9 protein-coding genes are annotated in these 13,025 nt (G+C 58.0%); all 9 read right to left on the reverse strand.

What is annotated here, in order from left to right; genetic code table 11:
• Positions 1 to 252: 252 nt before the first annotated feature.
• Positions 253 to 1,203 carry an acetyl-CoA carboxylase carboxyltransferase subunit alpha gene (locus AAE514_RS12800; protein WP_347331941.1) on the reverse strand — a complete coding sequence of 317 codons (951 nt, stop codon included), beginning with the start codon at positions 1,201 to 1,203 and terminating at the stop codon, positions 253 to 255.
• A gap of 639 nt (positions 1,204 to 1,842) precedes the next feature.
• Positions 1,843 to 5,343, reverse strand: a complete 3,501-nt coding sequence (gene dnaE / locus AAE514_RS12805) for a DNA polymerase III subunit alpha (protein WP_347331942.1) — start codon at positions 5,341 to 5,343, stop codon at positions 1,843 to 1,845.
• A 65-nt stretch (positions 5,344 to 5,408) separates the two neighbouring features.
• Positions 5,409 to 6,026: a ribonuclease HII gene (gene rnhB, locus AAE514_RS12810; protein WP_347331943.1), complete on the reverse strand. Its 618-nt coding sequence runs from the start codon at positions 6,024 to 6,026 to the stop codon at positions 5,409 to 5,411.
• The gene (gene lpxB, locus AAE514_RS12815; RefSeq protein ID WP_347331944.1) at positions 6,023 to 7,210 is read right to left on the reverse strand and encodes a lipid-A-disaccharide synthase; all 1,188 of its coding nucleotides are present in this window, start codon (positions 7,208 to 7,210) and stop codon (positions 6,023 to 6,025) included. Before lpxB ends, rnhB begins: the two co-directional genes overlap by 4 nt.
• A gap of 8 nt (positions 7,211 to 7,218) precedes the next feature.
• Positions 7,219 to 8,001: an acyl-ACP--UDP-N-acetylglucosamine O-acyltransferase gene (gene lpxA, locus AAE514_RS12820; protein ID WP_347331945.1), complete on the reverse strand. Its 783-nt coding sequence runs from the start codon at positions 7,999 to 8,001 to the stop codon at positions 7,219 to 7,221.
• Positions 8,002 to 8,066: 65 nt separating this feature from the next.
• Positions 8,067 to 8,504 (reverse strand): 3-hydroxyacyl-ACP dehydratase FabZ, encoded by a 438-nt coding sequence (fabZ, locus tag AAE514_RS12825; protein WP_347331946.1) that lies wholly within the window; start codon positions 8,502 to 8,504, stop codon positions 8,067 to 8,069.
• A 97-nt stretch (positions 8,505 to 8,601) separates the two neighbouring features.
• Positions 8,602 to 9,612 carry a UDP-3-O-(3-hydroxymyristoyl)glucosamine N-acyltransferase gene (gene lpxD, locus AAE514_RS12830; protein WP_347331947.1) on the reverse strand — a complete coding sequence of 337 codons (1,011 nt, stop codon included), beginning with the start codon at positions 9,610 to 9,612 and terminating at the stop codon, positions 8,602 to 8,604.
• A gap of 17 nt (positions 9,613 to 9,629) precedes the next feature.
• Positions 9,630 to 10,157: an OmpH/Skp family outer membrane protein gene (locus tag AAE514_RS12835; RefSeq protein WP_347331948.1), complete on the reverse strand. Its 528-nt coding sequence runs from the start codon at positions 10,155 to 10,157 to the stop codon at positions 9,630 to 9,632.
• Positions 10,158 to 10,306: 149 nt separating this feature from the next.
• Entirely contained in the window at positions 10,307 to 12,964 is a 2,658-nt protein-coding gene (gene bamA, locus AAE514_RS12840; RefSeq protein WP_430623902.1) for an outer membrane protein assembly factor BamA, read from the reverse strand.
• Positions 12,965 to 13,025 lie beyond the last annotated feature (61 nt).

The following is a 13,025-nucleotide window of genomic DNA, read 5'->3' on the forward strand; positions in this document are numbered from 1 at the left end:
GGGGCATAGCGTCCGGCTCGGGGTGGGGTATACCGGTTGTAGACCCGCCGTGAACCCATCCTTGGGGGCTTCTCATCGGCATCCATGCCTCAGAGAGTCTACAACCGGTATACCCCACCCCGAGCCTCAGTGCCAAAGATAACTTTGCTAGCCACGACTCGATTAATTGGAAAAATAGAGTAAGGCCCTCTACCTGCCCGAACCGGACCGTGATGCCCTGCCAAAACCAGATCAAACAAGAGGGGATAAGATCTAGGGATTCCCGTAACTCATCAAACGCTCGTAGCGGCGCTCCAGGAGCGTGTCGATGGGCTCATCGCTCAAGCGGTCAAGCTGGGCGCTCAAGCGGGCCTTGAGCTTCTCGGCCATGGCATCGATATCGCGGTGGGCGCCGCCCAGCGGCTCGGGAATAGTCTCATCCACAATCCCCAACTCCTCCAACACAGTGGAAGTCACGCCCATAGCTTCGGCGGCTTGGGGGGCTTTTGCCACGGTCTTCCAAATGATGTTGGCGCAGCCTTCCGGGGAGATCACAAAATAAGTGGAGTACTGCAGCATGTTCAGCTGGTCGCCCACACCGATGGCCAAGGCGCCCCCGGAAGAGCCTTCCCCGATTACGGTGCAGATAATCGGCGTGCGCAGACGGGACATGACCGCCAAGTTCTGGGCGATGGATTCGCTGATGCCACGCTCTTCCGAGTCGATGCCGGGGTAGGCCCCGGGGGTGTCGATCAGAGTCAGCACCGGTAGCTTGAAGCGCTCGGCCATTTCCATCAAGCGCAGGGCCTTGCGGTAGCCTTCGGGACGGGGCATACCGAAGTTGCGGTGGACCTTGTCGTGGACGCTGCGGCCTTTTTCTTCGCCAATCACCATGACAGGCTTGTCATTTAGGCGGGCAATGCCACCGATGATCGCGTGGTCGTCGCCGAAATGGCGGTCACCGTGCAGTTCGTCCCAGTCGGTGAACAGCCGCTTGATGTAGTCGGCGGTATAGGGCCGATGCGGGTGCCGCGCCACCTGGACGACTTGCCAGGGGGTGAGTTGGGCGTAGATGCTTTCGGTAAGTTTGGTGCTCTTTTCCCGAAGTTTGGCGATTTCCTCGGTTATATTGAGGTCGTTATCGCTCCCCACCAGTTGGAGTTCCTCGATTTTACCTTCGAGTTCGGCGATGGGCTGTTCGAATTCTAGATAGTTCAGATTCATAATCGGCTGTCAGGCTCAGTGTCGTTTTTAAACGGTAAACACTCGTCGAAGGGCGTCTAAGATACGCGAAACGGTCAAATTAGTCGACCTCTATGGGCTTCGCCCTCACCCCTCTTTCCTCAAGTATTCCGTAACGCACACTCACGTCAGGATACAACGTCTGTAGCATCGCGTCCGGCTTGGACTGCCGAAGACCGGTTGTAGACCCGCCGTGAACCCATCCATGGGGGCTTCTCATCGGCATCCATGCCTCAGAGAGTCTACAACCGGTCTTCGCCACCCCAAGCCTCTGTACCAATAGCAACTGTCGGAGCGTCGTGGAGCACCTAGTACCTCGTCTTCCGCCGTTACCGGTTGATACGCTTTGAGCAAATGACCATTTTTAGCCATTGGTTTACCTAAAAAAATGGTAGGAGGCGCTTCGCTTACCTACCCTACGTGTTACTGACGGCCAAAGAACCTCAGGAGAAAAACTATGGGTGCTACTGGCTCTGAGGTCTGGTGTGGGGTGCACTGTTCCCAGACCGTGGAGCGGGGGACCCGCGATTCGAGCCCCCAGGGATGGGTTTACGGCGTGTCTGGGAACAGTGCACACCAGACCGGACGTGATGCACATCAAGCCAGCCTGTTGCACTACTTTTACGAGTAAACCAAATGCACGCTATCAGAACCATAGGTGTCCCGAAGGCGCTGCAAGAGGTCATCCTCCGGGCGGACGTGCCAGGCCTGGCCCAGGCGTAGCTGGCCGCGGGCGCCCTGGCGGGTGTAATCAATCACAATCGGGCAGCGGCCCTCCCGGTACGGATCCAACAACTCACTCAACTGACGCGAAAAATTCCGAGACAAAGCCCCCGCCTCCACCGCCAGGCACAACTCACGGGCGCGCTCCTGACGCACATCCGACAGCAGCCGCAACTTATCCGCCCGCATCTTCAAAGCGCCACTGTAATCATCGTGACTGACCTGACCGGTAATCACCAACAGACTGTCCTTCAACAACAAATCCCGGGCCTCGGAAAACGCATCACTGAACACCGCCACCTCAATGCGACCGGTGCGGTCATCCAGCGTCACAAACGCCATGGAATCGCCCCGCTTGGTCTTCATCACCCGCATCGCGACCACCAGGCCCGCGACCGTCTGGCTCTCCTTCTGAGGCTTTAGATCAGAAATACGGGAAGTGACCAAATGATTCAGTTCACTGTCGTACTCATCAATCGGGTGGCCAGTCAGGTACAGCCCGAGGGTCTCTTTCTCTCCGTGCAGTCGCTCCTTCATGCCCCAACTGCGTACCTTGTGAAACTCCCCATAGGCATCGGCCTCCGGATTACCCCCGGGAATCACCTCGCCAAACAAGTCCACCATACCCGCGCTCTGGTTGGCCGCCTGTTGCTCTGCGGTTTTCACCGCTTCATTGATGGCCGCAAACATGACGGCCCGATCGTAATCCAGATCGATGCCCGGCCCCAACTTGTCGGCGGCGCCGGACCGAATCAGTGCCTCCAGGGCGCGCTTGTTGACCTTGCGCGGATCGACCCGAGCGCAGAAGTCGAACAGGTCCTTGAACGGACCGTCCTTGCGCGCGGCAATGATGCTCTCCACGGGGCCTTCACCCAACCCCTTAATGGCGCCCAGACCATAGATAATATTGTTCTCATCATCCACACTGAACTGAAACTCACCCGTGTTCACATCCGGGGGCAGCAGCTGCAACTTCATCTGGCGACAGTCTTCGATGAACGTCACCACCTTGTCGGTCTTATCCATGTCCGAGGACATGGTGGCCGCCATAAAGTGCGCCGGATAATGGGCCTTCAGCCAAGCGGTTTGATAAGACACCAGAGCGTAGGCGGCGGAGTGGGATTTGTTAAACCCGTAGCCGGCGAATTTTTCCACCAGGTCAAAGATCTTCATCGCCAGGTCGGGGTCGATGCCCTGCTCTTTCGCCCCCTCTTCGAAAATCTTGCGCTGCTTGGCCATTTCCTCGGGCTTTTTCTTACCCATGGCCCGGCGCAACATGTCGGCGCCGCCGAGGCTGTAGCCGGCCAGCTCCTGGGCGATCTGCATCACCTGCTCCTGATACACGATCACGCCGTAGGTGGGCTTGAGAATCGGCTCCAACCGCTCGTGCTGATACTTGGCATCGGGGTAAGCGACTTGGGCCCGGCCGTGTTTGCGGTTGATGAAGTCATCCACCATGCCCGAGTCCAACGGGCCGGGGCGGAACAGGGCCACCAGGGCGATCAGTTCTTCCAGGCTTTCGGGAATAATTTTTTTGATCAGGTCCTTCATGCCGCGGGATTCGAGCTGGAAGACCGCCGTGGTTTCCGCGCGCTTGAGCATCTCGAAGGTGGGCTTGTCATCCAGCGGAATAGCATTGATGTCCAGCGGCGCTTCCCCGCCCTTCTCCCGCTGGCGATCAATCATCGTCTTCGCCCAGTCGATAATGGTTAGCGTGCGCAGACCGAGGAAGTCAAATTTCACCAGCCCCGCATCTTCCACATCGTTTTTATCGTACTGGGTCACCAAGCCGCCGCCGGCGTCATCACAATAAAGAGGCGCAAAGTCGGTCAGTTTGGTGGGGGCGATCACTACGCCACCGGCGTGTTTGCCGACGTTACGGGCCAGGCCTTCGAGTTGTTTGGCCATCTCCCAGATTTCCTGGGCCTCTTCGTCGTTCTCCAAAAATTCCCGCAGTACATCTTCCTGTTCCAGGGCAGCCTCGAGGGTCATGCCCGGGGTAGCGGGAATCATTTTTGAGAGTTTATCGGCCAAACCGTAGGACTTGCCCTGCACCCGCGCCACATCGCGCACCACGGCCTTGGCGGCCATGGTACCGAAGGTAATAATCTGACTGACCGCATCGCGACCGTAGTTGTCGGCCACGTAGTTAATCACCTGGTCCCGGTTGTCCATGCAGAAGTCGACGTCGAAGTCGGGCATGGAAACCCGTTCCGGGTTCAGGAAACGTTCGAACAGCAGATCGTACTGCAGGGGGTCCAGGTCGGTAATTTTCAGTGAGTAGGCCACCAATGAACCGGCACCGGAACCCCGGCCCGGCCCCACGGGAATGTCCTGATCCTTGGCCCACTGAATAAAGTCCATCACGATCAGAAAGTAGCCCGGGAATCCCATTTGGACAATGATATCCAGTTCAAACTGAAGCCGCTGCTCGTATTCCTTTTTACGCTCTTCGTAGTCGGCTGCCTGCGGGTCGAGGATTTTTTCCAGCCGATCGTACAACCCTTCGTAGGAAATTTTCTCGAAGAACTGGTTCTCGGTCATGCCTTCGGGAATGGGGTATTCGGGCAAGTAGTATTTGCCCAGCTCGATATCCAAACTACAGCGTTTGGCGATTTCCACGGAGTTTTGCAGCGCTTCGGGAATATCGCTGAACAGTTCCGCCATTTCTTCGGGCGAGCGCAGGTATTGTTGGTCACTGTAGCGGCGTTCGCGGCGGGGGTCGTCGAGTGTGCGGCTTTCGCTGATGCACACCCGGGCTTCGTGGGCTTCGAATTCGTCCCGGTTCAGAAAGCGCACATCGTTGGTGGCCACCACGGGGCACTGTGCCTGGGTGGCGATGTCGACGGCGGCGTGCAGGTAGTCTTCATCGTTTTCCCGGCCGGTGCGCTGGAGCTCCAGGTAGAAACGGTTGGGGAAGTCGGCCATCCAGCCATTTAGCGCTTCGCGCGCTTGGCTTTTGCGACCGCCGATCAACGCGACACCGATGTCACCGAATTTACCGCCGGAGAGGGCAATCACGCCTTCGGTCACCTCACTGATCCACTGCCGTTGCACGTAGGGGAGCCCGTGGTGCTGGCCTTTTTGCCACGCACGGGAGATCAGTTCGATGATGTTTTTGTAGCCTTTGTTGTTCATCGCCAGGAGGGTGATGAGCGTGGGCTTGCCTTCGGGGTCGGCGTTGGCGACCATGAAGTCGCTGCCGGCGATGGGTTTGAGGCCGCTGCCCTGGGCGGCTTTGTAGAATTTGATAAGGCCGTAGAAGTTGGTTTGGTCGGTGACGGCGACGGCGGGCATGCCCAGTTCGGCTACTTTTTTAACCAGCGGTTTGATGCGAACCAAACTGTCCGACAGGGAGTATTCGGTGTGAAGTCTTAGATGTACGAATTGGTTACTCATAATGTGTGCCGGGTCGTTTGTTGTCGAGCTTCTCTGCTTCGACGGATGCTTCTCTAAGTTAGAGGCTAAAACAATTCTATCTGTTCGATGCGCTCACGCACCGGCGCGTAAGAGGTTCGGTGGATGGGAGTGACCCCGAGCTTTTCCAGCGCCGCCAAATGGGTTTTGGTCGGGTAACCCTTGTGGCCCGCAAAACCATAGCCCGGGTACTGCTCATCAAAGGCCACCATCTCCCGATCCCGGGCCACCTTCGCCAGAATCGACGCCGCGCTGATGGCCGGGTGACGGCTGTCCCCCTTCACCACCGCCTCCGCCGAATACTCCCACTGGGGCAAGCGATTCCCATCCACCAACACATGCTCCGGCGCCCGGGCCAAGCCCTGGACGGCTCGCGTCATCGCCAACAGGCTTGCCTGTAGGATATTCAAGCGATCGATTTCCGCCACCGACGCCCGGGCAATACACCAGGCCGCCGCGCTGCCCTGAATCTCCTCAAACAGCAATTCGCGCCGCTTCTCGGTCAACTGCTTGGAATCGTTCAGGCCCTCGATCGGCCGATCAGGGGCCAGAATGACCGCCGCCGCCACGACATCCCCCGCCAGGGGTCCGCGGCCGACTTCATCCACCCCCGCCAGCCAGGGGCCAGTGTAACTCGGCACAAAAGGACCCAATACCGCTTTCATTTGGACCGCTCCTCCACCAGCCCCGCTATGGCCTCCGCCGCGCGAGCGCTGGCGTTTCGGGCCAGGTCCCGGTGCATTTCCGTGAAAGTCTGGCACAAGGACTCCGTTTGCTCGGGGTGGTCGATATAGTCCAGTACCGCCGCGCTCAGGGCCTTGGGCGTGGCCGCCTTCTGTAGCAGCTCGGGAACCAGCTCACGGCCTGCCAACAGGTTGGGTAGGGACACGTATTCCGTTTTTACCAACCGGGACAAAATGGCATAAGACAGCGCAGCCATCTTGTAGGCCACCACCATGGGCGTTTTCAGCAGCATGGCTTCGAGCGCCGTGGTTCCAGAGGAAATTAGCGCCACGTCCGCCGCCGCCATTGCCTTCTGGGATTGACCCTGTATCAAGTGAACCGGCAGGTCCACGTATTCGGCCAGTTGGTGGTGTATTTGGCGGTATCGGGCCGGGTTGGCGGCCGGAATAACAAACTGTAGGTTGGGCCGCTGTTCACGGCACAGGCGCGCGGCCTTGAGAAACAGCTCCCCCAGTTGCTCCACTTCCCCTTTTCGACTGCCGGGAAGCAGTGCCAGCAGAGGCCCGGTGTGGGAAATGCCCAGTGCTTCCCGGGCGCCGGCGGCGTCCACCTCCAAGGGAATTTCATCCGCCAAATGATGGCCGACGAACTCCACGGGCACCTCGTGCTGGCGATAGAACTCCGCCTCAAATGGCAGCAGGGTCAGCATCAGGTCCACACTGCGGGCAATCCCCTTGATTCGACCCTGGCGCCAGGCCCACACCGAGGGGCTCACGTAGTGAACCGTGGGGACACCGACCTCCTCGCGCAGGTGCCGTTCGATGTTGAGCGTAAAGTCCGGGGAGTCGACACCAATAAACACCGAAGGGCGATGCTCGGTAAAATGCGCTTTCAAAAACTTGCGGATTTTCAGCAATTCCGGCAACCGCTTGAGCGGGTCCACAAAGCCCATGACCGAGAGGCGGTCCATGGGAAAATAGGAGTGAAAGCCCTGGGCGAGCATACGCGGGCCGCCAATACCGGAAAACTCGCACTCCGGGTAATGCTGGCGAAGCGCGCGCATTAGAGCGGCCCCCAGTATGTCGCCGGAGGCTTCGCCCACGACCATACCTATTTGCATTCGGCCCTGTTTATCGTCCGAAGGGCGGCTCTCCTGCGTTTCCATAACCATGCCTAGCGAACAATACCACGGGAGGACCCTTTCACCGAGTCGACCAGGGGCTGCAACGCCTGGCACTCGGAGGCCATATCGGTGAGTTCTTTAAGCGCTTCCTCGCGCGTGAGCCCGCGCCGATAAATAACCTTGTAGGCACGGTTAATCGTCGAGATGTCCTCCTTGGAGAACCCCCGCCGACGCAATCCCTCGGAATTGACGCTTTTCGCCGCCGCCGGGTTGCCATTGGCCATCACGTAAGCCGGTAGGTCCTTACCCAACGCGGTGCCCATCCCGGTAAAGCTGTGGGCGCCGATATGGCAGTACTGATGCACCAGGGTAAAGCCGCTGAGAATGGCCCAGTCGCCAATATGAACATGCCCCGCCAAGGCCGTGTTGTTCACCAGAATACAGTGATCCCCGAGAACGCTATCGTGGCCAATGTGAACATAAGCCATCAGCAGATTGTGGTTCCCGATGGTGGTTTCGCCCCGATCCTGCACAGTGCCACGATGAATGGTCACCCCTTCGCGAATCACGTTATGGTCGCCAATCACCAGCCACGTCGGCTCGCCCTTGTATTTAAGATCCGGCGTAGCTTCACCCACGGTGGAGAACTGATAGATATGGTTATGGCTCCCAATACGGGTGGGCCCCTTGAGCACGACGTGGGATTCAATCACGGTACCCGGACCGATCTCTACGTCGGCGCCAATCACCGTCCAGGGGCCAACTTCGACGTCGGGCGCCAAGCGGGCCTCGGGATGAACAATCGCAGTCGGGTGAATCAAGGTCTCACTCACTCTTTCCGGGGTATTCTGTGGTCAGTCACCGCACCGGCGGCGTCTGAATGCGGCCGAGGCCGCGCTTACACTTTTCGATCCGCACACAGGATAATGGCCGACGCGGCGAGCGCACCGTCCACGGTGGCCTTACATTCGAACTTCCAGATACCGCGCTTAACCGACATCACGCGAGATTCCAGCGTCAACCGATCACCGGGGATCACCTGGCGCTTGAAGCGCACATCATCCACGCCGGCAAACAGATAAATGGAGCCGTCTTCCGGCTTCTTGTTCATGGTTTTGAAGCCGAGCACACCAGAGGCCTGCGCCAGCGCCTCCAAAATCATCACGCCCGGGAATACCGGGCTCTGGGGAAAGTGGCCGTTGAACACTTCCTCGTTTACTGAAATATTCTTATAGGCGACGATTGACTCGCCCTCAACCAGCTCCACAACGCGATCGACCAATAGGAACGGATAGCGGTGGGGCAGGTATTCACGTATTTCTCTTACATCCATCATAGTCAACGACCCCTGGGTATTCATTCAATGGGCCGCCCTTTAGGCCGCCCTCTCTAAATGCCGGCATCGCTCAGCGGCACCGGTCTATTTAATTCTTTTATGGAGCGAGTTTCTTCAGGCGTGCCGCCAGCTCGTCCAGTTGTTTAAAGCGCACCGCATTGCGACGCCACTCACGGGTGGTTGTCAGCGGTGTGCCCGAAGAGTAGGAGCCGGCCTCGCGAAGGGAGTGGGTAACCAAACTCATGGCGGTGATGTGAACGTCATCGGCAATGCTCAGGTGCCCGATAATGCCAACCCCACCGGCGATGGTGCAATTCTCTCCCAGTGTGGTACTCCCGGCAATACCTACCTGACCGGCAATGGCGGTATGGTTGCCAATTTTGACGTTGTGGGCGATTTGCACTTGGTTGTCGATCTTAACGCCATCCCCAATCCAAGTGTCATCCAGAGCCCCTCGGTCAATGGTCGTGCCCGAGCCCACCTCCACGTCATGCCCCAAAACGACACCGCCCAGTTGGTGGATTTTTACCCAACCTTCCGATGTGGGCGCAAACCCAAAGCCATCCGCGCCAATCACAGCGCCGCTGTGAACCAGGCAATTCCGCCCGAGCCTGACATTGTGGTAGAGCACGGCCCGGGCGGCGAGCCGAGAGCCGGCCCCCAGCTCACAGCCATCGCCCACCGTCGCGCCGGCACCGATCTCAACGCCGGAGCCCAGCACAACGTCGTCACCGATCACCGCATTGGGGCCAACCGCGACACCGTCCGCAAGTTGGCACCCCTTCCCGACCACGGCGCTGGGGTGAACTCCCCGAGGCACCGCTAACCGCTGATCGAACAGCTTGGTTAGGCGGGCATAGGCTTCGTAAGGCTTCTCGGTCAGCAATTTATTGCCGGAAAAGTCACTCGCCAGGGCGGGTGCCATAATCACCGCCGAAGCCTGCGTCTGGGCAAGGTACTTGCGGTAAACGGGGTTGGCGATAAAGCTCACCTGCCCCGGCCCGGCACTCTGCAGGGTGGCCAGAGCACTCAGAGGGCATTCGGGGTCGCCTTCGTAGTCAACGCCGAGTAGGCGCGCCAACGAAGAGAGCGTGTGGGCAACGGTCACCGCGCAGGCCTCTTCGATTATTCGGCGCTGGCGTTCGCTTTGTTGAGCAGCTCAGTCACCTCTGGGGTGATGTCGTACTCATCGGTGGCGTGAAACGCGCTTTCGCTGTTGAGCACCAAGCCAATATTTTCGGCTTCAATCAGCTCGGAAAGCACTTTCTGAGTATTGCCCCCCATTTCCTGCATCACTGCCTGCATAATCCGCTGGCGCTCGCCCTGGAGCGTCTGAGCGGTGCGCTCGTACTCCTGACGAAGCTGTTGCGCTTCTTTTTGCTTTTCCTGCTTCTTCTCTTCAGACCAGGTCATGGCATTTTTCTGAGCGTCTTTCTGAAAGGACTGCAAGTCGGCGGTAAGACTCTCGAAGCGAGTGCGCAGTGCGGCGTACTCTTCATTTTCTTCCAGAGCCTTGAGACGCTGCTGGGCCGAATCAGTGCTCAATACGGCCGCCTGAAGGTCGAGAACCACCACTTTCCCCTCGGCCAGCGCCAGGCTGGAACCCAGCAACAAAATCAAACCCAGAGCCACTTTTTTTGCATTAACCATCATGACGACATTTTCCTCTGTATTATCAACAAGTTAGGAAACAAAACGGCCCTGAAACCAGGGCCGCCGAAACCTTGTATGGCGGTGAAAACCGCCGGGGCCCTCTATTAAAAACCCTAGGGGCCTCCCTAAAAGGGGCCAATCATACCGCGTTAGAAGGATCCACCCAAAGAAAATTGGAAATATTCCGGATCGTCCCCCTCGTTTTCAGCAATCGGGCGCGATACCGCAAAGGTCAAGGGGCCAAAACCGGTGATCCAGGTTAACCCCAGACCGGCGGAGGCGCTGACGCGATCAAAATCCGGCTCGAAGCAGTTCAGTTGCGTCTCGCGGCAACTCGTGCTGAACACGTTGCCACCTTCCACGAAAATACTGGACTGGAGCATGCGCTGGTCCTTGATAAAGGGCAGCGGGAAAAGAATTTCCGCGCCCGCTTCCACCAGGATATTGCCGCCGAAGGCGGAATAGCGGCTGTCGCGGTTCGCTGCCTGCTGGGGAGTGTACTGGTAGGTGGTAATCAGCTCGCCGGGGTTGCACTTTTGCCGGGTGTTCTCAAACGCCGCCGGGTCTTCACACAGCACGTACGCTTGACGGGTTTCATTGGAATCCCGGCTCGCACCAACGCCGTCGCCATTGGCGTCATTCCAGGCCACGATATCCGTATAGGGTCTTTCCGGATAGGTCGAGCGTGGCCCGAGGCTGTTGCGCTCAAAGCCGCGAACCGAACCGAAGCCCCCGGCATAGTAGTTTTCAAAGAAAGGCAGCTCACCGCTCTCACCGTAGCCATCGGCATAGCCGAGATGAGTACGCAGTTTCAACGTCAGAGCGCGAGTCAGCGGCTTGTAGGTCTCGGCGCGGTAATCCAGTTTGTAGTATTCCAGGTCGCCTCCCGGCATGGCCACTTCGGTTGAGAACGTTTGCGACGTCCCTCGGGTGGCGAGCATGCCGCGGTTCAACGTCGACTGCCGGTAATTGAAGCCCACTAACACATCCTGAAACTCAGACCCGTTGGCATCCACGTAGCCGGGCTCGCCCAGCACCTCCTCGGTCACGTCCATGGTGGGGATACCTTCCGGCCAGTCACGCCCCGAAGCGATAGACTCTTCGAAGTCCTCCTGTTCGGACTGGGTCACGTAGGGAGCACCCAGGGGGATGCGGGGCTGGCGAATAATTTCCCGAGGGGAGGCACTGGTCGTTTTAACGGTCAGGTCACGGGCTTCGAAGCTGAAACCGATGCGCTCAATTTCCGAGATTGGATAACCAAAGCTCAGTTTCGCGCCGTATACGTCGGTGCTATAGCCCGCCACGTTGTAGCTGGCATAGTCACTCTGGGTATAGTACAGATTGATACCGCGACTGACGCCATCCCGAGTAAAATAAGGGTCGTTATAATTAAAGTTGTAAGAGGTACGGAAACGGCTGTTACTCAGGGAGAAGCCCACCTGCTTGCCCGAGCCGAACCAGTTGTTCTGCTGGATATTGGCCGAGAGCAGCAACCCGGAATACTCCGCGTAACCAATCTGCAGGCCCATGCTGCCCGAGGGCGATTCTTCAACGGTGTAGTCTACATCCACCTGATTGTCGACGCCGGGAACCTCATTGGTCTCCACCGTCACCTCCTTGAAGAAACCCAACCGGTCGAGGCGCACTTTAGAGTGCTCAATCTGGGCGGTGGAGGCGGCCCCACCTTCCATCTGACGCATCTCGCGGCGCAATACCTCATCAATCGTCTTGGTATTGCCCTTGAAATTGATCCGGCGCACATAGGCGCGTTGGCCCGGATCGACAAAAAAGGTCACTTTTACGGTCTTGTCCTCATCGTTCTTTTCGGGGATGCCTTCCACCTCGGCGAAGGTATAGCCCTCGTTCCCCAGCCGCTGGGTGATGTAGTCGGACGAGTTGGTCATCAGGATCTGGGAGAAGGTATTCCCCTCGCGCAACAAGATCATGCGGCGCACCAGCTCTTCGGGGAGCTTAAGGTCCCCGGCCAGCTCCACTTCGCTCACGGTATAGACATCGCCTTCTGTCACGTTCAGCGTGATATAGATCTCGGACTTATCGGGGCTGAGCGCCACCTGGGTGGAATCAATGTTGAAGCTCAGATAGCCCCGGTCCAGATAGTGGGACTCAAGGGTCTCGATATCGCCGGTGAGTTTTTCCCGGGAGTACTTGTCATCGCCGGTAATCCAGGAAAACCAGCCGGAGGATTTGAGCTCAAAGCCTTCGAGCAACTCCTCGTCCGAGAAGGTGTCATTGCCGACAATGTTGATGCCTTTGATACGGGCCGGCTTGCCTTCGTTTACGTCAACCGTCACCTTCACCTGGTTCCGGGGGAGCTCTTCCACGTTGATATCCACGGAGGCACCGTAGCGCCCCTGACCGATATATTCACGCTCCAACGCCTGGCTAATGCCTTCGAGAGTCGCGCGCTGGAAAATCTGACCTTCAAATAGATCGTTATCGCGAAGACTCTCCATCAAGTCCTCGGTTTTGATCACTTTGTTGCCTTCAATGGTGATTTCGTTGATGGCCGGGCGCTCTTCCACCCGAACAACCAGAACGTCACCGTCGCGGCCCATGGCCACATCGGCAAAATACCCGACCTGAAACAGCGCTCGCGTGGCCATGCGAATATCATCGCTGGTGACCTGATCCCCTACTCGGAGCGGGAGGGCGCTGAATACGGTACCGGCGGATACCCTCTGCAGACCTTCAACTCGAATATCACTGATCTCGAAATTTTGGGCCTGTACCGTCACTGCCAACAGCAGCGCGCCCAACAGGCTGATCACTCGCATCCACACTCGCATCATAGAAAAATTCTTTTCAGTTAAAATCAATCGCATTTTGGCGGTGGCTGTACCACGCCTG

It is taken from the genome of Marinimicrobium locisalis, from assembly GCF_039822625.1.
Lineage (GTDB): Bacteria > Pseudomonadota > Gammaproteobacteria > Pseudomonadales > Cellvibrionaceae > Marinimicrobium > Marinimicrobium locisalis.

What these genes read in the sequence shown, in the direction of transcription:
- fabZ (WP_347331946.1), bottom strand. Translation starts at nt 8,504, where the DNA reads ATGATGGATGTAAGAGAAATACGTGAATACCTGCCCCACCGCTATCCG.
- lpxB (WP_347331944.1), bottom strand. Translation starts at nt 7,210, where the DNA reads ATGGAAACGCAGGAGAGCCGCCCTTCGGACGATAAACAGGGCCGAATG.
- dnaE (WP_347331942.1), bottom strand. Translation starts at nt 5,343, where the DNA reads ATGAGTAACCAATTCGTACATCTAAGACTTCACACCGAATACTCCCTG.
- bamA (WP_430623902.1), bottom strand. Translation starts at nt 12,964, where the DNA reads ATGCGAGTGTGGATGCGAGTGATCAGCCTGTTGGGCGCGCTGCTGTTG.
- AAE514_RS12835 (WP_347331948.1), bottom strand. Translation starts at nt 10,157, where the DNA reads ATGATGGTTAATGCAAAAAAAGTGGCTCTGGGTTTGATTTTGTTGCTG.
- rnhB (WP_347331943.1), bottom strand. Translation starts at nt 6,026, where the DNA reads ATGAAAGCGGTATTGGGTCCTTTTGTGCCGAGTTACACTGGCCCCTGG.
- AAE514_RS12800 (WP_347331941.1), bottom strand. Translation starts at nt 1,203, where the DNA reads ATGAATCTGAACTATCTAGAATTCGAACAGCCCATCGCCGAACTCGAA.